The organism is Photobacterium malacitanum (assembly GCF_900185615.1).
Taxonomy (GTDB): domain Bacteria; phylum Pseudomonadota; class Gammaproteobacteria; order Enterobacterales; family Vibrionaceae; genus Photobacterium; species Photobacterium malacitanum.
Genome location: NZ_FYAK01000001.1, coordinates 413,992 through 434,357, shown reverse-complemented (window position 1 = coordinate 434,357; position 20,366 = coordinate 413,992). Strand labels below are relative to the sequence as shown.

Annotated in this window: 19 protein-coding genes; 7 read left to right on the top strand and 12 right to left on the bottom strand. The window is 35.4% G+C overall.

Going from position 1 to position 20,366, the window contains the following annotated elements; genetic code table 11:
- Nucleotides 1-118 precede the first annotated feature (118 nt).
- Both PMAL9190_RS01910 and PMAL9190_RS01905 read left to right on the top strand, forming a co-directional pair.
- Nucleotides 119-1,828 carry a L,D-transpeptidase family protein gene (locus tag PMAL9190_RS01910; protein ID WP_087843672.1) on the top strand — a complete coding sequence of 570 codons (1,710 nt, stop codon included), beginning with the start codon at nucleotides 119-121 and terminating at the stop codon, nucleotides 1,826-1,828.
- Nucleotides 1,829-2,011: 183 nt separating this feature from the next.
- Complete coding sequence (locus PMAL9190_RS01905) at nucleotides 2,012-2,479, top strand: GNAT family N-acetyltransferase (RefSeq protein ID WP_087844194.1); 468 nt, start codon at nucleotides 2,012-2,014, stop codon at nucleotides 2,477-2,479.
- A 120-nt stretch (nucleotides 2,480-2,599) separates the two neighbouring features.
- Here PMAL9190_RS01905 and PMAL9190_RS01900 read toward each other — a convergent pair whose 3' ends face one another.
- Nucleotides 2,600-3,487: a LysR family transcriptional regulator gene (locus tag PMAL9190_RS01900; RefSeq protein WP_087843671.1), complete on the bottom strand. Its 888-nt coding sequence runs from the start codon at nucleotides 3,485-3,487 to the stop codon at nucleotides 2,600-2,602.
- Nucleotides 3,488-3,555: 68 nt separating this feature from the next.
- On the opposite strand from PMAL9190_RS01900, the gene PMAL9190_RS01895 reads away from it, so the two are divergent.
- The gene (locus tag PMAL9190_RS01895) at nucleotides 3,556-4,494 is read left to right on the top strand and encodes an SDR family oxidoreductase (protein ID WP_235004260.1); all 939 of its coding nucleotides are present in this window, start codon (nucleotides 3,556-3,558) and stop codon (nucleotides 4,492-4,494) included.
- A 147-nt stretch (nucleotides 4,495-4,641) separates the two neighbouring features.
- Here PMAL9190_RS01895 and PMAL9190_RS01890 read toward each other — a convergent pair whose 3' ends face one another.
- The 3 genes from PMAL9190_RS01890 to PMAL9190_RS01880 form a co-directional block, all read right to left on the bottom strand.
- On the bottom strand, nucleotides 4,642-6,528 hold the full coding sequence (locus PMAL9190_RS01890) for an alkaline phosphatase D family protein (RefSeq protein ID WP_087843670.1): 1,887 nt from the start codon (nucleotides 6,526-6,528) through the stop codon (nucleotides 4,642-4,644).
- A 567-nt stretch (nucleotides 6,529-7,095) separates the two neighbouring features.
- A complete protein-coding gene (locus tag PMAL9190_RS01885; RefSeq protein WP_087843669.1) occupies nucleotides 7,096-7,728 on the bottom strand; it encodes an NAD(P)H-binding protein in 633 nt (210 codons plus the stop codon).
- Nucleotides 7,729-7,925: 197 nt separating this feature from the next.
- On the bottom strand, nucleotides 7,926-8,870 hold the full coding sequence (locus tag PMAL9190_RS01880; RefSeq protein WP_087843668.1) for a DMT family transporter: 945 nt from the start codon (nucleotides 8,868-8,870) through the stop codon (nucleotides 7,926-7,928).
- A 283-nt stretch (nucleotides 8,871-9,153) separates the two neighbouring features.
- Here PMAL9190_RS01880 and PMAL9190_RS01875 point away from each other — a divergent pair, with 283 nt between their 5' ends.
- Nucleotides 9,154-9,603, top strand: coding sequence for a hypothetical protein (locus tag PMAL9190_RS01875; RefSeq protein WP_087843667.1), 450 nt, complete (start codon nucleotides 9,154-9,156; stop codon nucleotides 9,601-9,603).
- Between the two features lie 54 nt (nucleotides 9,604-9,657).
- Here the strand turns inward: PMAL9190_RS01875 and PMAL9190_RS01870 are convergent, their stop codons facing one another.
- The 8 genes from PMAL9190_RS01870 to PMAL9190_RS01840 all read right to left on the bottom strand — a co-directional run bounded on the left by PMAL9190_RS01870 (nucleotide 9,658) and on the right by PMAL9190_RS01840 (nucleotide 17,148).
- Entirely contained in the window at nucleotides 9,658-11,298 is a 1,641-nt protein-coding gene (locus PMAL9190_RS01870) for a SulP family inorganic anion transporter (protein ID WP_087843666.1), read from the bottom strand.
- A 148-nt stretch (nucleotides 11,299-11,446) separates the two neighbouring features.
- The gene (locus tag PMAL9190_RS01865; RefSeq protein ID WP_087843665.1) at nucleotides 11,447-12,829 is read right to left on the bottom strand and encodes a sensor histidine kinase; all 1,383 of its coding nucleotides are present in this window, start codon (nucleotides 12,827-12,829) and stop codon (nucleotides 11,447-11,449) included.
- Nucleotides 12,829-13,509, bottom strand: a complete 681-nt coding sequence (locus PMAL9190_RS01860; RefSeq protein ID WP_087843664.1) for a response regulator transcription factor — start codon at nucleotides 13,507-13,509, stop codon at nucleotides 12,829-12,831. The genes PMAL9190_RS01865 and PMAL9190_RS01860 overlap by 1 nt, the downstream gene beginning before the upstream one ends.
- Nucleotides 13,510-13,585: 76 nt before the next feature.
- A complete protein-coding gene (locus tag PMAL9190_RS01855; protein WP_235004259.1) occupies nucleotides 13,586-15,202 on the bottom strand; it encodes a phosphoethanolamine transferase in 1,617 nt (538 codons plus the stop codon).
- A gap of 373 nt (nucleotides 15,203-15,575) precedes the next feature.
- Nucleotides 15,576-16,340 (bottom strand): EAL domain-containing protein, encoded by a 765-nt coding sequence (locus PMAL9190_RS01850; protein WP_087843663.1) that lies wholly within the window; start codon nucleotides 16,338-16,340, stop codon nucleotides 15,576-15,578.
- A gap of 9 nt (nucleotides 16,341-16,349) precedes the next feature.
- Entirely contained in the window at nucleotides 16,350-16,661 is a 312-nt protein-coding gene (locus PMAL9190_RS01845; RefSeq protein WP_087843662.1) for a helix-turn-helix transcriptional regulator, read from the bottom strand.
- 5 nt (nucleotides 16,662-16,666) lie between these two features.
- Nucleotides 16,667-16,843 carry a hypothetical protein gene (locus PMAL9190_RS20155; protein WP_159458347.1) on the bottom strand — a complete coding sequence of 59 codons (177 nt, stop codon included), beginning with the start codon at nucleotides 16,841-16,843 and terminating at the stop codon, nucleotides 16,667-16,669.
- Nucleotides 16,840-17,148, bottom strand: coding sequence for a helix-turn-helix domain-containing protein (locus PMAL9190_RS01840; protein WP_087843661.1), 309 nt, complete (start codon nucleotides 17,146-17,148; stop codon nucleotides 16,840-16,842). Before PMAL9190_RS01840 ends, PMAL9190_RS20155 begins: the two co-directional genes overlap by 4 nt.
- Nucleotides 17,149-17,573: 425 nt before the next feature.
- Between PMAL9190_RS01840 and PMAL9190_RS01835 the strand changes: the two genes are divergently transcribed.
- The 3 genes from PMAL9190_RS01835 (at nucleotide 17,574) to PMAL9190_RS01820 (ending at nucleotide 20,347) form a co-directional block, all read left to right on the top strand.
- On the top strand, nucleotides 17,574-18,113 hold the full coding sequence (locus PMAL9190_RS01835) for a DUF3332 domain-containing protein (RefSeq protein WP_087843660.1): 540 nt from the start codon (nucleotides 17,574-17,576) through the stop codon (nucleotides 18,111-18,113).
- A 347-nt stretch (nucleotides 18,114-18,460) separates the two neighbouring features.
- Nucleotides 18,461-19,357, top strand: a complete 897-nt coding sequence (locus PMAL9190_RS01830) for a fructose bisphosphate aldolase (RefSeq protein ID WP_087843659.1) — start codon at nucleotides 18,461-18,463, stop codon at nucleotides 19,355-19,357.
- A gap of 249 nt (nucleotides 19,358-19,606) precedes the next feature.
- A complete protein-coding gene (locus PMAL9190_RS01820; protein ID WP_065176400.1) occupies nucleotides 19,607-20,347 on the top strand; it encodes a potassium channel family protein in 741 nt (246 codons plus the stop codon).
- Nucleotides 20,348-20,366 lie beyond the last annotated feature (19 nt).

Here is a 20,366-nt window from a genome sequence, read left to right as displayed (position 1 = left end):
ATTTCTTTTTAATATAAATTACGCCAACTCATCATTCTTGAAATCTTTGTCACTTTTAATGGTGAATGATTTTAACGCTAAAAAAGCCTATTCTTCCTTTTTTAGTTAAGGAATGTTGATGAAATTTAATTGCAAAAAAATAACGACATTGATTCGTTCGGTAATAACCGTTTCAGCACTGTTAGCTTGTGGTTCGGCTTTGGCGGCTGATAATGCAGCGAGCAATAAGCTAGATTGGCATGTTTTAGATGGTGCTACAGTAAATAGCACTGCATCTTTATGTGCCAATTCAACGGTAAAAGTGTGCAATGGTGACATTCTTAATGCGCTGTATGCTGAAAATAACTATATGCCATATTGGTTTAATCCAGTGCTTGTCAATGCGATTATGCCGCAATTACAAGCGTTGGCAGATTCCAAAACACTACCCGGTATGTCGCAACGTCTAAAAGAGTTGAAACAACTACAAGCGTTGCCAGATGAGCGTGGGTTTGATCTGCTATTAACTGATACCTATTTGATTTACGCCGATTATGTATATCAATTAATGCAAGATCCTCGACCATTATATAATTCACAGCCTGTGACATTGACGCCGTTGACATTGAAAATGGCGCAGAGTTATTTCCCATTAACGGTTCAAAAGATCAACTCTCTTATTCCTTCTTCGCTGTTTGTGCCAACAATGGATGTTATTAGCCACTTATTATCGCTACCGGCTAACCCGCTTGATTCGAGCACCGTTCACTTTGATGGCGTCGTTCACCTCGGCGATACCATTCCTTATGGCGCTAAAGTGGCGACTGTGCTTTGGAATTTGGGCTATTTAACTCAACCTCAATACCAACAAGTTACTGCTCAAAAAACGATTACCAATACGGGTGTGATGAGTAAAGCAATAAAAAGCTTTCAAGGTAATTATGGTCTGAAGATGGACGGTATTATTGGGCCAGATGTTGTTAGCCAATTAATCCGTCCTTATTCTAGTTTGGCACGTATTACGGCATTGAATTTACAACGTGAACGTTTTGCACAGTTGCAAGGAGATGGCCCACAAATTATTGTTAATATTCCTGATTTTAAAATGAGGCTATATGACAATAAAAAATCGGTATTTGAATCGAAAATTATCGATGGCATGCCAAAACGGCCAACCAATTTATTTCAGTCATACATTAATACGGTGGTGATTAACCCTTATTGGTATGTGCCTGAAACGATTAAGGTTCAGAATATTATTCCAGCGGCTAAAGCGAATCCTAATTTTTTAAAGAATAGCCATATTGATGTGATTAATAGCTGGACGGATCGGTCTGTTGTGCCACCAGAATCAATTGACTGGGCGACGGTAAATCCAAAGACATTTCCTCATCAGTTTCGTCAAGATACAGGTCCTGAAAATGCGTTAGGGCGGGTGGCGTTCTTGATGCCTGATTCGTTCTCTGTTTATATGCATGACGAGGAACAATCAGAGTACCCATTGTTTAACCGCTACCGCCGTGATTTAAGTTCTGGTTGTATGCGTGTTCAAAACCCACGTCAGATGGCAACATTAATTCTGTCTTATCAAAATATGCCGAATTTACCTTCGGTTGACGATATGATTAATACCAATAATCACCGTGAAATTGGTTTAAATACACGTGTCAATGTTGATGTGGCTTACTTAACAGCGTGGGTAACACCTGATGGCCAGTTAGAGATGCGCCGTGATATTTACGGTTATGATAATCCGCGTGCTCAACCGATTCAGAATCAATTTATTTCGATTCCAAATTACCGAACGCATCAACGTATTAAATTGGCATTAAATGGTCAAAGTAGCTGATTTAGAAAATAGGCATTGTTGATTCGCTTAACTAAACAAAGATAGGACACCCATAAATATCACGTGAATAAGATATGGGTGTCCTGTCTTTTTTGTTTTTTTCACTTTACTCTCTTTAAAAAGCATTATCTTTCACTCGCGATGATATGATGCCTACCGATTAATAATGACGGAAAACACATGATGAATATAGTGCCAGTAGATGACAGTAACGCTCATGTTTATGCTAATTTGTATCAAGGCTATGCTGCAGAATTTTCACAAATTATTATTTATAAACCAAATGTTGATGGGGTGTTTGAGATTTATCCTCAACTAAAGGGCAGTGTTACGGGTTATCTACTTTATATAGATGGTATTCCAGCCGCTTTAACAGCAATAGATGAAAGCACGCCTCAAGCGTATGAAATTTGTGACTTCTATGTATTGCCTTGTTTTAGAAAAAATAAAGTCGGTAAACGCTTTATTTCGAGTTTATTCGAGCGCCTTGGCGGTTGTTGGGAAATCAAGCAAGTTGCAGGTGCTGATCACGCTATTAGTTTCTGGCGTGACGTTGTGAGTGACTATACATCAGATAATTATATTGAAGATATATACCAAGATCATAAATGGGGAACAGTAACAAGGCAACGCTTTACACACCTAAAATAGCTTAAAGAAAAATCAAGAAAAATAGGACAGCCATAAATTATAACCTTGGACAAGGTATGGCTGTCCTATCTCTTTGCAATCTCTTCTTTGCAATCTCTTATCTCTCAATCTTTCAATCTTTTACCTCTTGATTATTTTCATCTCTAATTGTTGCTGTAAAAAATCAATAAAGCAGCGGGTTTTTGCCGGTAATAATCGCGTTTCTGTGATGGCATAAATGGGGACTGCGGCACTTTTCCAATCGGGAAGTACATGGATTAACTTACCGTGTTCTAATTCTTGAGCCACAATCTCTTTCGGCATTAGAATTAGCCCCATATTTAATATCGCTAGCTGCTTGATCATGCCGATACTATTAACAAATAACTTGTTGGTTACTTTTATATCTGCGCGAGTATCTTGATTATATAACGTCCAGTGGGCGGACTTTACAATACTAAAGCATTGATGATTAACTAAATCGTTAGGAGTTTGTGGTTCGCCGTATTGGGCTAAGTAAGTAGGGCTGGCATACACATAATGATGAAAGCGGGCAATTTTACGGGCAATTAAGCTCGAGTTTTCACTTTCTCCTGCGCGAATAGCAACATCAAATGATTCTGATGTCATATCAACGCGGCGAGAGCTTAAATCAAACTCTAACCGAATATCTGGGTAGCGCTGACTGAATTCTGGTAATAATGGCGCGATATAAATAGTCGCAAAATCAATCGGCGCAGAGATACGCACAGTACCTGTTGGATGTGTTACTAGTTCACCTAATTGTTCATGAGCAAGTTTAGCTTCGTCGACAATACGACGACAGCGTTGATAATAAAGCTGACCGGCTTCTGTTAGTTCTATTTTTCGCGTAGTGCGATAAAACAATCGTAGACCTATTGCTTTTTCTAAAGCGCTAATTCTTCGTGATAGGGTGGAGTTAGGTACACCCGTTACTTCAGCTGCTTGGCGGAAACTCATCACTTTTGCTACTTCTACAAATAGCGCCATATCATCAAGTAGTTTCATTATTATCCCATTTATGAACCAATCTTTTCCATTTTAGATTGTTTAAGTCATTAATGGAATTGTATAACATGGCTTTATCAAATGAAGACGGAAAAGAGACGATTATGCAAACTCAAAAGAAGACAGTACTTGTTGTTGGTGCGACTGGTTTTTTAGGTCGTAAAATTTTACGTAGTTTAATGCAGTACCCACATATTGATATTAAGGCGATGTCACGTAAAGGTGCACCAAGTGATAATGAGTTTGCAGCGTTAGAGTGGGTTAAAGCCGATATGCTGGATACTGAGTCATTAGATGTAGCAATGCAGAACGTTGATATTGTAATTAGCTCTGCTAATGGATATATGAAAGAAAGTCTTGATGCTGATTTTCAGGGTAATAAGAATTTAGCTGAAGCTGCGGCAAGAGCAAATATCAAGCGGTTTGTGTTCTTGAGTATTGTTAACAGTGATGAAGCTGAAAGTGTACCGCATTTTCATGCTAAAAAAGTGGCTGAAGATGTGATTAAACGCGCAGGGATCCCTTATGTCTTCGTTCGTGCTCCGGCATTTTTAGATCAAACCTCAGACTATATTGCTGATGGTTTTAAGGCGGGACGCTTTTATGCTATTGGCGATACAACAACCAAGTGGTCATATATTCTCACTGATGATTTAGCTGATTATCTAGCACAAGCAGCAGTATATGTTGGTGATGATATTAATAATCAATCAATTGATGTCGGTTGGAAAGATGGCGCAAAAAGCCAAGCTGAACTGATACAAATGATCACTGAGGTGACAGGCAAAAAGCTATCAACGTGGACGATCCCTTGGTTTGTATTCTCGTTATTTGTACGCCCAATTAAGCTTTTTAGTGAATTGGGTTATGACATGTTACAAATGTTCTTGTTCTTTAAAAAAGGCCGCTTTGTTGCTGACATTTCTCAACATGAGCGATTTTTTGGACCAGCACCAGTAGCAAAAGATGTGATTAAACGTTGGGCTAAGGCGAATCAGTTTATTTAATAACAGCTTAAGTGTTGATTATATTATTTATAAAAATGGCCTCAATAAATATTGAGGCCATTATTTAGTGACTATCTTAATGCGACTGATGATAGTGACGTTTTAAATAATGTGCATTGATTATAATAGCGTGCACTTTATTGTTATTTAGTCATCTTTTCTATCGTCGTCATCGTCGTCGTCGTCGTCGTCGTCGTCGTCATCGTCGTCGTCGTCGTCGTCGTCGTCATCGTCGTCGTCGTCGTCGTCGTCGTCATCGTCGTCGTCATCGTCGTCGTCATGATCATCATCGCCGTCGCCGTCGTGATCATCATCATCGTCGTGATCATCATCGTCATCAGTTTCTATTTCATCAAGGTATAGACCTTCAGACTCAGCGCTAACAATTGGTAGTACTGAATAATCATGAGATAGGATGTTATCAACAAAAATCCACTTGTTTTCTACTTCATCTGCAGTAAATGTGACATCCATAAAGCCACGATCACAAATGTTTGCCCACTTTAGATCTTTAATCAGTAATGGGAATAACTTTGCTAATTCAAGCATTAATGCTCTAGGCAACGGTAAGTAATATTCCATGCCAGGAGAACCAACAGACGACGCTGCAAATTCAACCCCACAGTTTTGAGCGTCTTTATTTACGAGCTCACCAGCCCATGCATTATGTGTATCGCCAGCAAAACTAACTAATGATTTACCATAAGTGTCAACTTGCTTATATACCCAATCACGATCTCGTGGGTAACCATCCCAAGCATCTAAGTTATAAGGTGCTAGTAGACGACTTGGGTTACGTGCTGCTTCCATAACGATATTACCGTCATAGTATGAGCGAGTACGATGTGCTTCTTTTGCACCTAATAATGCAATTAGAAGGTTAAACGGCACATCCATTTTGGTCATTAATACTTGCTGACCAAGTACTGTCCAACGCGCATCGTGCTTTTCAAACTCTTGTTTGATCCACTGCTTTTGTTTTTTACCTAATAGCTTTTGAGAAGGCGCATACAGATCTTTCTGTAGCTGCTTATAAGCTCCTTTAGGATCATTTGCATTGTAATTAGCATAATCAAGCTGCTTACTACGGCCAGTTACACGTGTATCAAGCATTAGTAGGTGAACAAGATCGCCCCATACAAAGCTACGGTAAATCTCACCGTCTGCAACCATGTTGTCACGGATCGGTAACCACTCATGGAATGCTTGAATAGCTCCTTCACGACGTGTAATGAACTCACCTTCTTGCGGCTGATGGTTTAACGCGCCATCTTTCCATGTGTTATCTGCAATTTCATGATCATCCCAGATATTGATGAAAGGTAATTGAGCATGCAATGCTTGCAGATCAGGATCTGAACGGTATTGCGAGTAACGCTTACGGTAATCGGTTAGCGTAATACACTCGTGTGCTGGTGAAGGAACACGATCAAGAGCAACGGCATTCTCACTCGCATATTCGCCCATACCATATTCATAGATGTAATCACCAATATGCAATAGAGCGTCATATGGATTACGTTTATGTTCGGCATTGATTTGCTTATATACGTTAAAGTAACCAGCAGGGTGGTTAGCACAAGTTGCAATCGCAAATCGTACTTCTTTAACGTTTTTATCTTTAGGTAACGTCCGCGTTTTACCAACAATAGTTTTAATTACACCAACCGAGAAGCGGTAGTAATAGGTTTTATTTGCAGATAGGCCTTTAGCATCAACTTTAACAATATAATCATTTTTGCTATCAGCAATAGCTGTGCCTGATTTATAGTTTTTCGTGAAGCTTTTATTCGTCGCCACTTCCCATTTAACTGCTGCTTGCGTTAAATTTAAAGATGAATCGGGAATAAAGCGTGTCCATAGAATCACAGCGTTGTGTAATGGATCACCACTTGCAACACCGTGAGTGAATTGGCCAAATATGTCACGGTTATTAAATGCAGCTTCAGTTGCATTTGGCAATTGGCCTAATGCAGATGTTGAAGCTAAGCCTGAACCAATAGTCAGGAGTTGTAAAAAATTACGTCTTTTCATTGCGATTAAATGCTTTGTTAGTATTTTTTTTGCAATATATACCTTCGAATGATTCAAGTGCACGATGTTTTTTTAGATTAATTGTAATGAAATGTGTTTTATGGCGTGTTTTTTCTGGATTTATTAAACTTATTCAGGTTGGTTATGGTAGCTAGGTTGATGAGATGTTATAAAAAACAAAGCTAATAGATGGTTAATTTTATCAATGGTTATTAGCATTTAAATTTTTATTAAGTAACTAACTGTAATATCGAAGGTTTTAATTTTTTTTGTTTGTTAGTGCTTGAGCTATTGAATAACTTTATTATTTGCATGTGTTACATAAACACTAATGTTAATTAATTGCTTAACAAGTACCAATATAATTACATGTTCTGGTTTGATTATAATTCTTCAGTGAATATGATTTGCATTGTGAATTTATTATTAATTGGTATTGGTTGTATCTATTTAATGCTGAATATTTGAATGATCGCTAATAGAATATAAGTTGAAAGCTTAATCGAATAGTAGAGTAATCATCACGTTGTAGAATCATACTCTATTTATTATTCTAATCACTAAATGTTAATAAGCGGCGATATTAGGATCAATACATTGAAATATTTGGCCTAAAGAGTCGTTATTTAATAGTAACTCATGACTTAATCGCGCGACTTCACCACGTGTAATCGCACCATGAATTTCAATATGTTGTGAAAGTTCACCTTGATGCGTTGGGCTACCATCTTTAAGTCCTGCGGGGCGAAGAATGGTATAGTCTAAGCGGCTGCTTTGTAGCCATGCCTCAGCGAGTGTTTTTTCACGTAATGCGTTACCAAACACCTGTTTTGCTCGCTCTGACATAAATTGCCATGAATCCCCACATCCCAGAGAAGTGATCAGTAATAAACGTGTTAATCCTTGCTGCTCAAGGGCGTCAATTAAATAGCGGTGACCAATATAATCAACGGGAGCGTCAGCTTGAAAACTGCCCATTGTTGATATGGTTATCGTATTTTCTGGCAGCAGAGCAATAGTGTCATCAACTTGCTGCTTAACAGTCGCATCGCAGCAAATAGATCGAATCTGTTGTTGTGATATGTTAGGGTTTTTGGTTGGATTTCTTGCAATGGTAATAACATTGAAACCTTGTTGATGGAAGTAATCGACCATGACAGCGCCCAATCCGCTGCTCGCCCCCCATATGGCAATATTCATTAATGCGACACTCTATTAGTTGATAATGATAATAGTTTGCATTTTAAGGCAAAAGAGCTAGCTAAAAAAGCCCTCAGTTCAAATTCTCTTTTCGTTAAAAGTATATAGGGGTGATCTGAGAGAGTACTTTTTTGTTTAGATAAAAGTGAATGGGTTTAAAAAGGGCTGTGTGATAGCCCTTTGAAGAAGAGGAAGCTTTAACTCACTTGTTGGTGCTGCTTATTTTTCATCAATAAATGCGGTAATAATTGCATGGTGGCAACAGAGCCCACAATAACAATGATGCCAACAATGGATAATGCACTTAAGTGGTGTGATTTAATTATCGTCGGCCACCATCCCATCGTAACGACCAATGCCGTTGATATAAAGCTGATCACAGGTGCGACGGCGACAACGGCACTGACTTGAGCTGCAGGCCAAAATACTAATGCTTTTGCCAGTGCACTATAAGCGATTAGGGTATTAAATGCGCAAAAAAGAGCAATACTCCAGTCAAACCCGGTTAGTGTCGTTAAACGAGTAAAATCTGTTAATGGTGTTAATAAAATCATACCAACACCAAATACGCACATTAATACATTTGAGGTTGATAATTTAGCCAACAGCGATTTTTGTAGCAGGGTATAGCATGCCCAAGAGAGTGCAGAAAATTCAATAATACCAACCCCAATGAGAACGTTACTACCAGTATTGATATGGCCACTAATATTAGGATGAAAGAAAAGAATAATACCAATAGCTAAAGTGAATAAGCAAGAAAGCTGAATAGCAGTTAAGCGCTCTTTAAAAAATAACAAGCTACCAAAGGCTAGAAAAAAAGGGGCTACTTGAAAGTTTAGCTGAGCTTCTCCTGGAGATAAGTATTTTAATGTTAATACAAAGGTAACGTAATTAAGGGTTAAAAATACTCCCGCAAATAAAAGTTTAATAGTGTCTACGAGCGTTATTTCTCGAAATTGATGCAATTTTTTAGTAGATAATTGCATTAAAAATATAATAATAAATGCAATAAAAAAACGGAACCAACTCAGTGATGTCGCATCAATGAATTGTTCAGAAAGTTTTAAGGCAATGGGTAATATACCCCAAAATAAAAGTGTAATACTACTGTACAGTAGTCCTAGTCTATTGTTTTTCATAATAATGATTCTTTGCTGATGATATAAATCGTAAGCAATATAATTGAACCATTGACATAATTGTATGATAAATATCAAATGCTAAGTTTTTGAACGTAAATCTATATTTATTTCATTAATCTATATATTCATAAATAAAGTCGCCAATCTATAAAATAATGGTGCACTATTGTGCGCCTATTGTTATCAATAGCCGTGGTATTGAGTATAATTGCGACAAAATTAAACCGTGTGCCTGTGTTTGTTCAACATAGTGTATATAAGCAGCATTTAAAGGGGCGTTATGTCTAGCAAATATGAGTCAATGGTTAATGATTATTGTGTGGTTGTGAATGCAATTGAATCTTATGTAGCGTCTAAAGTTACTGATTTTGAGTATTGGGATGCAGAAGTCACTAAATTTTTTATTGATACTGAATCAGCAAGCTATATGTATGATTATGTTGAAGCCGCTAATATGTTTGGTGTTTCAGAATTGCAGATGCAACACTTCTTAATCGTACATTGCTGTTTAGGTGATTATTTAGATGGGCTTATTGGTGATAAAGATCCAGAGGCTTGGGATATGAAAGATCAACAATTAGTCGTAAGTTACAGTGATAGTTCAGAAGATGTATTCCAAATCGCTGATATTTGCGATCTTATGGCTAAAACAGAAGCTGCAGGTTGGACTTTTGAAGATTTAGTAAAAGCAGAAAAAGAATTGCAACAGCAAGCCAAGCATTTAGCATAATAATGAAGAGATATGTGCCGTGATGTGGCACATATCTCGTGTCATATAAATAAGTTAGCGATGGGCACTAATAGCGATTTCGATACTGTTGTATTCGGTTTTTTGACCTAAAATCGTCAGTAGATTAGTGGTTTCAACCAAACGTCGAAATCTTGGATGCTCGATATTAACAAAGATCAATGTGATGTTGCGATGGGTCAGCTTTTGACTTAATACTTCAATTTTATCCACCGCAGTTAAATCCATATCACTGATACTACTCGCATCAATAATGATCAAACTCAGCAGTGGTCGAGTATTAGCAAGGTGCAAAATACGTTCTTCAAAATATGAAAAGGTCGTAAAATATAACGGCGCTGAAAAGTGAAGCACGGCAACATTTTCTTCAGTTGATAAATTATCTTCAGGGTTTAAACGTGATCGGTGCCCCCAATGATCGCAGTGAGGTTCACGAAATAATTCTTCACAGTTTGGACGAGTGATAATAAACACACTATGCAGTAATGATAATAACACTCCAAACATTACCCCAATATCAATTCTAAAAGTGACTATCATTAATATGGTTGCAAGACATAGATAGAACTCTTGTCGATTCTGTTGGTAAATCCGTTTAATTTCAGTCCATTTGAAAATGCTTAAGCCGACATACATTAAGATCCCCGCTAATGTTGCTTTGGGGATCAAATGAAACACATTTTGCGCATAGAGTAGCACTAAACAAATTACCGCAGCTGAAAATAATGCCGCCCATTTTGAGTGCGCACCACCTTGCTGAATTAACATACTGCGTGGGGGACTTGCATTGCCAGGAAAACCGCCAATTAACCCTGATAATACCGATCCTAAGCCGATACCTGCAAAATCGCGGTTAAAGTTAGGGGTGGTATTGCGATCTTTAATCGTATTAGAAACTGCTGATGTTTGAACAATACAAATCATTGCGATCAATAACGCTAATGGAAAAATTGTTAATGCTTGTTGCCAAGGAAGGCCAATAAACATCCAATGTAACTCAAAACCAGCAGGGTTAGATAAGGTTGGAATATTAACATTATTGGCATTTAGTCCTATTTCAATTGCAATACTAACAGCTAAAGCAACTAAGGCAGCAGGGAAGCGTTTATATTGGTGACTAAACCAAAAGATAAAGCTAAAAACACCACCGCCAATTAACGTGGTAATAATATTAAATTGTTTTATGTTCAGCATTAAATGGTAAATAGCAGCAAACGGTGAAGCTACGTCATGCGGCAGATCTAAAATTGCAGGTAGTTGACTTACAATGATATGAATTGATACGCCAGCCAAAAAACCTAATGTCACTGGGTAAGACAATAAATTAGCAACCCAACCTAATTTAAATACATATACTGCAAGTAAAATGCCACCAACCAGTAATGCTAATAAAGAAGCAAGTGCCATATATTGCGCGCTGAATAACGCAGCATAACCTGCAAGGCTTACCGCAAAAATAGGTGCGATAGTAGAATCTGCACCACATGATAAATAACGATTGCTGCCAAAAAGGAAAAAACCAACACTGGATACAACAAAAACGTATAAACCATAAATTACGGGAAAACCAGCTAAATGCGCTGTTGCCATTTGAGCGGGTAAGGCAATGGCAGCAACGGATAATCCTGAAAAAATATCCTGACGCCACGGCATTACATTATGTACTTTACTCTGCATTTGATTGTTCGCTTAAAGATGACGCTATAAATTACGTGCATAATCGCATTCTTTATACGAATATCAAAATATTAATCTAGCTTCGGCTGAATGTAATATTTTAAATAGTGAAATAGGAACAAAATATCTAGTAATATCAATTGCATGGCTACTGTTTTGGAATGTGTATACTCACATTAAAATTGCCATTTATTGTTTGTGAAATCGTTAATTGGTACTGATTGATTTTACAAATATTATTAACAATCGATAGTCCTAAACCGTAGCGACTATCGTTTGATCTTGAACGATCATGCTGATAAAGCGGTTGAACTAATTGTTCGAGTTCAGTTTCTGAATAGTGAACAGTCGCGGTGTTAATGATTTCAATAATGAAGTTTGGCGTTTTATCGATAACGTTTATTTGGATATTGGTAGTGGGTAAACTATAAAACAGCGCATTATCAACCAAATTGGTTAGAATTGTTTTTAAGCTAAATGTATCAGCAATTATAGTGGTATCAAGTGGAATGTTTTTGGTTATTCGAGTGCTGATATCAGGGTATTTAAAGGTTAATTCTTGTCCAATAACATCACATAGTACCTTCAGATCTAATGGTTGTTTATATAGTTCAATTGCCGATGATGTCCGCTGAAGTAATAATAAGTTCTCGACAATTATTCGCATTCTATTTGAAATTTGTAAAATATCATCAGTAAAGGTTTCTGCTAAGCGTTTATCATCAGGAAAACGCTGGTGGACTTCTGTGAGTGTAATTAGTTCGGCGATAGGCGTTTTTATTTCATGTGCAATATCTGATGTGATGCGTTTTTCATTTTCAATGCTATTACGATTAATGATTAAAAAATTATTTAATTCATTAATTATTAAGTCAATTTCAGAGTAATTTTTTTCGCCATCAAAAATAAAATGCTTATTTGAATCGTCATTATTGTTATTGAAGGTTTTAATTTGTTGGTTTAATGAGTCTAAAGGCCGTAATCCTTGAGTAACAATTTTTTTCGTCACAATTCGAATAATAATCATTGATAATAAAAAGCTGCCAATCAGCAAAATATCTAATAGTCCTGTTATACGAGTAAGGCTTTTGGTTGAGGTTGCGACAGTGATATACATAGAGTCGCTTGAACCATCTTTGTTGCGATGAACATATGATGATAAAAGTGCTTGCCCTGGTGCATTATTTGGCATAGTTACTTGAACTAGCTGATTTGAGTTGGTTGCAATTTTAGTGTGGCGCAGGTCTAGTTCAGGATAGGGACGAAGATTTAATGACCGTTTGATTGTTTGATTGTTTTTCCATATTTGGTAAAAATAATGACTATTTTTATTATCAACAATGGCAGATTCATGATCATTGATCAGGAGTTTTATCTGCTCCATTTGCTCTTTGAGTCCAGCTTTGAACTGTTGTTGAGCCCAATCATCAATACTTGTATCAATAAATGTATACACAATAATGATAAATAATCCAAAGATTGCGGAAATTGCATTAATTAAGTTTCTTTTTATCGAACGTGTTTTACTCATTATTCATTCTCAATATAGTAGCCAAAACCACGTTTATTCTTAAGTGGAAAAGTCGCTGTAATTGGATGAGATTTAATTTTTTTTCGTATAGTGGAAATATGCGCTTCGATAGTATTTTTAGAAATATAATCAAAATTATTGGCAATATTATCGCTGATCATTGCTGTGCTCATCACTTGATTTGGATGGTTAAAGAGGTACTCAATAATTTTAAATTCATTAGGTGTCAGATTAATATTGATCGCTTCATAATGCAGACTCATGGTGTTTGAATCTAAAGTAAAGCCATTGATCGTTATGGTGTTGCTAAAATTATTAATAATACCGCGTCGAGAAATAGCAATAACTCTAGCGTGTAGTTCATCAAAAGAAAATGGTTTAGTAAGGTAATCGTCTGCGCCTTGCAGCAACCCGTTTATACGGTCTTGGTGTTGGCTGTTAGCAGAAAGGATAATAACCCGTGTTTGTAGTGCTGATTGCCTTAATTGTTTAAGTATTTCCATTCCGTCGATACCCGGCAACATGAGATCTAGAATGATAATATCGTAGGGGTTATTAAGTGCTAAGCTGAGTCCATCTGTACCATTACTTGCCTCATCGGTCGTGATCCCTAAGTTATTGAAACCAACGACTAAACTACGGCGCAATGGTGAGGAATCTTCAATAATTAACAGTTTCATTATAAACTCAACGTAAAAATGTATACTTATACAGGATGTATAAGTATACATTAAATCATAGTGTTACCTTAATTGTTTATGGTTTAACTCTACAGCTCGCGCTAATATCAAGTGCAGGGTTGATTACCTTAGATTGCACACCATAAAGGCCTAATAAACTATGGAACAAATTATCTTGTGATAAATGGCCAATGTTTTCTTTCGCTTTTAAACAGCTAAGATTAATACCTTTTTGCTGCGCATATTGAGTTGGAATCCATAATAACCACGGCACATGTTTTTGTTCTTTCGGTGCTATAGGGTAAGGTGCACCATGAAGATAAAAACCATTTTCACCTAGCGATTCACCATGATCAGACATGTATAGCATCGCAACATTGTACTTGTTCTCGTTTTTCTTCAATAACTTAATCACTTGCTCATCGACATAGTCAGTGTAGAGAATAGTATTATCATAGACATTTTTGATTTCTTGGTCGGTGCAATTTTCAATATCGCTACGGTTACAAGAAGGCTTAAAACGGTCGAATTGTTTTGGATAACGTTGGAAATATGTTGGGCCATGGCTACCAATAAGATGTAATACAAGTAACTTATTTTTATCATCTTTGTTTATAAAGGCTGCTGCTTTACTTAGCATTACGCCATCATAACAACTGGTACCGTCACAATATTGATTATGTTTTGATGTGTCTGTTGCAATATAAGGCATTCTTGCAGCAACACCTTTTGAGCCGCCATCGTTATCGATCCATAATACTTCAGCACCAGCGCGGTGAATAATATCAATGGCGTTATCTTGACTATAAGCACGATCTTGATTGTAGTGAGCACGGGTTAGGTTCGAGAACATACACGGTACCGATAATGCAGTGTAAGTACCGCATGATTGTACATTTTTAAATGAAATGATCCCTTCATTTTTAGTGTAAGGGTTAGTGTCGCGTTTATAACCATTATAGGCATAATCATAAGTACGTGCGGTTTCACCAAGAACCATGACAAATAATGTCGGCTTGTGGTTTTTGGTTGGTAATAGTTTGGCATCTAAGCCTTGTTTTTTGTATGGCAGTGGTTTGTAAATAAATTCCTTATATAAATATTTACCACCGGCGTAAACATGGCCGGGTATGATCATACGGTTTAAATAGTGGTTATTACGACCAACTGCGGCATAACTTTTGTAGTTCGTTAACGCGATGATAAGTAGTGCAGTCGTCGCGATACCAATAAGTATAATCCGTGCAATAATTTCTTTAATAAATGTTTCGCGTTTAGTGATTTTAATACAAGCAATCCAAATGCTTGGGATTAAACCAAAGACGATAATATATGTTATAGAATGTAAATTAACATACGATAATGCTTCATCAGAGCGTGTTTGGAAGATGCTTTCAATAACGGCATTATCAAATAAAGTGTGGTAATTGACTTCAGCAAATAATGCCATTGATGATGTGATGACTAAAAAAATCATGATGGCTTTAAAAATGTATGGCCAACATAAGCAGCTAAAAATAATGATAAAAGCCGCAATTAAAACAATAGGCGCAGTATAGGGAAAAAGCGGGTTTGATACCGTATTACTTAACGAAAAGATCTTTGCTATGGTCGGGAAATTAAAGCAAAAGGTGAAATAGAGCGACATCCATACAATAAAACTGGTCATCTTTAAGTGGAAAATTTTGCGCATTGTTTTCTCTGCAAATAGTCAATCAATAGTCAGATTATCTGTGATGTAACTTAAGAATTACTTAAGACTCTTTAATTTGCTGTATGAAACAATTGTGATTTGTTAGTTATCAGATGCAAGATGTAGATTTCAAATGAAATGTATTATTTATCATTATGACAAGTAATGGTTTTATTTATACTTTATGCATAATTTTAAAGGTGGACCGCTGATACGGCGATAAAAAGCGACCAAAAAAAGCCAAAAGTCATACTCTTTTGGTATGATTTGATGAGTGCTATTTTTTGTAGCGTTTTTGGTGCTTTGATAACAAGTTTTATATCGAAGCACCATTGTTGGATGAATGTTAATTATTGGTGGGTTTTTAGTTGCTTTAAACGCATTGGTTTAGAGCAGTGTCGCGAGATAAAGATAACTTTGCATCTAAAGGAATAGGTTTTGAAAATAAGTACCCTTGATACATTTCTATATTTAGGCCAGTTAATAATTTAAAAATAGTTTCGGTTTCTATACCTTCTACAATAATAGGTAAATCGAAATGGTGTATTAGTGCTACTATTACCTGCAGTGATTTGAATTTAGATACATCAATATCAATGTCTCTAACAAAAAATCTATCAATTTTTACATAATCAAAAGGATAGTCAAACAGTCGCTTATTGACATTGTTACCGCATCCAAAGTCATCGATTGCAACTTTTATCCCTTCAATTTTTAAAAAATCTAAGGTTGTTCTAAAATGTTCAATGTTGATGATGTCATCATTTTCTAGTATTTCAATAACCACGTTTATCGATCGATTTAACGTTATTAGTAAATTAATAATTGGTGTAGTTAAACTATGGCTATATATGTTTATAGAGATAAATAGCCCATTATTATTATGGAATTTAAAATGACTGATTAGCTGTAACAAGAGAGCATTTGTTAAGCGTTCAGAAAGTTGCTGGTCATCTTTGACTATCGGTATGAACGTTAAAGGTAACCGAATTTCATGTTCAGATACGATCCATCGAGCAAGGACTTCATATCCGACTAACACTTTGTTTTTATTTACTATAGGCTGAATAAATGGTTGTATTTTTCCTGTGAAAATGGCATCGGTTATTTGTTTTTTTGTAATTTCAATGCTGTTCATAATATACCATTAAGATAAATGATTGTTTTTGTTTTTTTGTATTAGAGATTCTAATATTTTGAGGTAATTGTTTTTTTCTTGATCTGTTTTATTCCTTAATAAAAAAGCTATATGGTCTAACTTACTTGAGCTATGTTCATTATAGAAAAAGGAAATTTCTTTATTGGTAATGAGTGATATATTTAATAATAAGTCAGCGCGTGGAATTCTTGTTCCATTTTCAATATCAATATAGGATTGTCTTGAAACATTTAATAATTGAGACATTTCTAATTGTGATATTTTTAACTCAGAACGGGCTTTTTTTATGTTGTTATGCATAAATTTTAAATGTCACCTCCAGTTTTTAAATTAATTATTACCGATAGCTCTGTGATTTTTGAATCATATATATCAAGGAGTAGGTTGATATCCGATAAATCGTTGTTCAATATTTTTTGTTTTATAAAATCGCGCATAATTTTTATAGATATTAATGTTTTTCTATAATGTGTTTGTTTCATAAATTATCGCCAATGATATCAAGTTCAATTTTTTTTATTAATAGTAATAAAATATCATCATCGACGCTAAGGTTATTGTCGTTAATGATTTCTTTTATTCTTTTTATAAAATTATCCTCAGAATTATAAAAATAACTAATTTCTTTATCTGACAATAAAGATAATTTTTTTATAATATCTGCTTTGGGAGAAATCTGACCTCGTTCAATTCTCACTAATGTACTTCTAGATATTCCTAAAATCAGAGCCATATCGTTCTGTGATAGTTGTAATGAATACCGAAGTCTAAGTATTTTTATATTCATATAAAGATTATGGCTAGGAAGCTCGTTTGAGTATTCTACAATAGGGTTATGTTTTTTTTAAATAAAATAATCAAAAACATATGCATTTGTATTAAAAATACGACATGAATAAAAAGCATAAAACAATTCCATTTTGGTATGTTATTTGGGTGGTTATGAAGAATAAAAGCTTTTTATTCAAAATTAAAGCTCGAATAGTTAGTCGTTTTATATGGTTTTTTATGCTATCTGCGTGGGTTTTCTTTATATTAAAAGTATGATTTTTAATCTATAAGAAGACTTCGTTATTATTTATTTCACTATGTGTGACTGTACTGTTTCAAATGAAACATTTGTTATTACTTATTTGCTCGTAATGAAAATGAAAAAAATTATAATCCGCACGTTTTGGTCTAGTCAGATCATATGTTCGGAGTTTATTTTAAATGAAAAAATTTGCACTTAAAGCTGTAGCAATTGCGTTATTAACCACTTCACTAACAGGCTGTATTGGTCAAATGGGTGTATCTAAAGTGGTAACAAAAGCGAATTTGTCAGCTGTCGATAACCGCTATGGTCGTGCAGGATTGTATGTGTTATTGAGCCCTATATATGGCATTGCTGCAACTGCAGATTTATTTATCTTCAATTCAATTGAGTTCTGGACAGGGAAAAACCCAATTACTGGTAAGTCACCAGCAGTTGCAGACATGAAGTTAAACACATATTTGAAGATCAACAGTATGTTGGATCGCTCTTTAACGACAGTACCATTAGCAAGTGTACAGAATAGTGATATTGAAGCGGCAGCATTTAAGCAGCTTGATGACAACACGTTAGAAATGAAAGTATCTCACCGTAATGGCACTACAACATTACTGCGTGGAGAGAAAGCAGGTGATGCTGTGAATTTTTACCTAGATGGTGAGTTTATTACCGCTGTTACTGTTGCTGACCTTGACCAATATGCTGCTCTACAAGCATAAACAGATAAGCTAGCAAAGTTATTTTTAACTGTTGTTCCAATCTATATATTTTAAAACCGTATATCTTATAAGGTATACGGTTTTTTTTCGTATAAACAATGCCTTACTTTCTTCTGATTGAAAATATTATTTTATTAAGCTCGAATTGGCTGCTTTTGGTTATTAATTGTCAAAAGCACTATATTAAGTTAACAAAATTGTCGATATAGTAGATAGCAAGTCAAGGGAATGAAATCAAAAACTAGGCTACATGTTGAAAACTTTAATTTTTTTGTTTTTTGATTAATTAGTACTACTCTAGTTTACACGAGTATGCAGAATTAACTAAAATCGCAGAGGGACAATTTATGACTACATTTAACACACAACAACTAGAAAAAATGCGCACTCAAGAAGGTTTTATTGCTGCACTAGATCAAAGTGGTGGTAGTACTCCCAAAGCTTTAAAAGCTTATGGTATTGAAGAAAGTACCTATAGTAATGATGAGCAAATGTTTGATTTAGTACATGCGATGCGTTCTCGTATTATTACTAGCCCTGCGTTTAGTGGCGAGAAAGTTATTGGTGCAATCTTATTTGAAAACACACTCGATCGTGAAATTGAAGGTAAACCGTCTTCACTTTACCTTTGGGAAGATAAAGGGGTATTACCTTTCCTTAAAGTAGACCAAGGGCTAGAAGACAAAGCTAATGGTGTTCAGCTTATGAAACCAATTGTTGGTCTTGAAACACTTGTTGCAAAAGCAAAAAGCAAAGATGTATTTGGTACTAAGATGCGTTCTGTTATTTGGGATGCTAATGAAGCCGGCATTAAAGCTGTTGTTGCTCAACAAATTGAAGTTGCAAAAACAATTATAGCTGGTGGTCTGGTACCTATTATTGAGCCTGAAGTTAGTATTGATAGTCCTGAAAAAGCGCAAGCAGAAGAGATTCTAAATCGTGAACTATCAGCACAACTTGATCAACTTAACGATGATCAGCTTGTTATGCTTAAACTCACATTACCGGAACAAGCTAATTTATACAGTGGCTTAATTGCTCATAAAAACGTGGTTAAAGTTGTGGCACTGTCAGGTGGTTTTCCACTTATGCAGGCGTGTGAAAAACTAGCTGCAAATAATGGCATTATTGCAAGTTTCTCTCGCGTATTAACGGATGATTTATTTGCTGATCAAGCACAAGCAGATTTTGATGCAGCATTAGCAAAAACTATTGAACCTATTTATCAAGCATCGCGTTCATAAATATCGTGATTTAAGATATATTTGAAATATACAATAAAAATATTGATGTAGGATATAATATGCATGCTTTATTAAGTTTGCATGTTATGTCTTACATCTTTTTCTATAATGGTATTATTTTAAATATTGCTGTAAATTATATTTATAATTCACTTAATATGAGAGAAATGAAACAAAATATATTATTAAATAATGATATGATCTATAAAGCAGCTATGCTGGGTAATAGTAGTAATCATAGGAGTTGTTTTGAGTTTTTTAAGAAAGTTATTTCTAAGTCATTGGAGTACTGAATTTCGGTGCGTAAGACCGGCGATTACGATTCAAAATGATCACCTAAAAGCCGTTTGGAACGATGAGAAAGAGAATACCTTTGGTATTGAACGTTTATTTAAATTATTTTTGGTATTATCTTCTTATGTATTTCCTGGTTTATATCTTCGTCATATTTCAGGGAAATTTGGCTTGTTACCGCGAAAAATTTGTTCTGAAATCTATGTTATATTTAAATTAATCACACCAATAATAATATTTAGATGTAATTTGGAAGATTCAACCTTTGCAATTATCCTTATTAGTTATCTTCTACTTGAAACATTACTATATTTACTGGGTGTGATATTTCTTTCTGATATTTATAGTCCTCCGATTTCTAAGAAACGTTCTTATTTAATGCTTGTTATTAATTATATTGAAGTGTGTTTAGGGTTTGCTGTGTTATATAAAGCAACGGGTGGGGTTAGTGAGTTAGTATCTAATTTTGATGCAATTTATTTTAGTTTTATAACCGCTACAACAATTGGTTATGGCCATATGGCACCAATAGGTCATGATGCTAAGGCATTGGCTATTATTCATTCCATGTATAATTTTATTTTTATTGGGCTTATTTTAAGTAATTTTGCTTTTAACATTACCTATAAAGATGGCACTTACCGAGTAAAATCAACACAAGATAAAGCACAAAAAGTCGATATAGATAAGCAATAAGGCTAGCCCTCAAAATTAC

Excerpts from the sequence above, each read along its gene's own strand:
- PMAL9190_RS01910 (WP_087843672.1), top strand. The coding sequence starts at position 119 with ATGAAATTTAATTGCAAAAAAATAACGACATTGATTCGTTCGGTAATA.
- PMAL9190_RS01905 (WP_087844194.1), top strand. The coding sequence starts at position 2,012 with ATGAATATAGTGCCAGTAGATGACAGTAACGCTCATGTTTATGCTAAT.
- PMAL9190_RS01900 (WP_087843671.1), bottom strand. The coding sequence starts at position 3,487 with ATGAAACTACTTGATGATATGGCGCTATTTGTAGAAGTAGCAAAAGTG.
- PMAL9190_RS01895 (WP_235004260.1), top strand. The coding sequence starts at position 3,556 with ATGGCTTTATCAAATGAAGACGGAAAAGAGACGATTATGCAAACTCAA.
- PMAL9190_RS01890 (WP_087843670.1), bottom strand. The coding sequence starts at position 6,528 with ATGAAAAGACGTAATTTTTTACAACTCCTGACTATTGGTTCAGGCTTA.
- PMAL9190_RS01885 (WP_087843669.1), bottom strand. The coding sequence starts at position 7,728 with ATGAATATTGCCATATGGGGGGCGAGCAGCGGATTGGGCGCTGTCATG.
- PMAL9190_RS01880 (WP_087843668.1), bottom strand. The coding sequence starts at position 8,870 with ATGAAAAACAATAGACTAGGACTACTGTACAGTAGTATTACACTTTTA.
- PMAL9190_RS01875 (WP_087843667.1), top strand. The coding sequence starts at position 9,154 with ATGTCTAGCAAATATGAGTCAATGGTTAATGATTATTGTGTGGTTGTG.
- PMAL9190_RS01870 (WP_087843666.1), bottom strand. The coding sequence starts at position 11,298 with ATGCAGAGTAAAGTACATAATGTAATGCCGTGGCGTCAGGATATTTTT.
- PMAL9190_RS01865 (WP_087843665.1), bottom strand. The coding sequence starts at position 12,829 with ATGAGTAAAACACGTTCGATAAAAAGAAACTTAATTAATGCAATTTCC.
- PMAL9190_RS01860 (WP_087843664.1), bottom strand. The coding sequence starts at position 13,509 with ATGAAACTGTTAATTATTGAAGATTCCTCACCATTGCGCCGTAGTTTA.
- PMAL9190_RS01855 (WP_235004259.1), bottom strand. The coding sequence starts at position 15,202 with ATGCGCAAAATTTTCCACTTAAAGATGACCAGTTTTATTGTATGGATG.
- PMAL9190_RS01850 (WP_087843663.1), bottom strand. The coding sequence starts at position 16,340 with ATGAACAGCATTGAAATTACAAAAAAACAAATAACCGATGCCATTTTC.
- PMAL9190_RS01845 (WP_087843662.1), bottom strand. The coding sequence starts at position 16,661 with ATGCATAACAACATAAAAAAAGCCCGTTCTGAGTTAAAAATATCACAA.
- PMAL9190_RS20155 (WP_159458347.1), bottom strand. The coding sequence starts at position 16,843 with ATGAAACAAACACATTATAGAAAAACATTAATATCTATAAAAATTATG.
- PMAL9190_RS01840 (WP_087843661.1), bottom strand. The coding sequence starts at position 17,148 with ATGAATATAAAAATACTTAGACTTCGGTATTCATTACAACTATCACAG.
- PMAL9190_RS01835 (WP_087843660.1), top strand. The coding sequence starts at position 17,574 with ATGAAAAAATTTGCACTTAAAGCTGTAGCAATTGCGTTATTAACCACT.
- PMAL9190_RS01830 (WP_087843659.1), top strand. The coding sequence starts at position 18,461 with ATGACTACATTTAACACACAACAACTAGAAAAAATGCGCACTCAAGAA.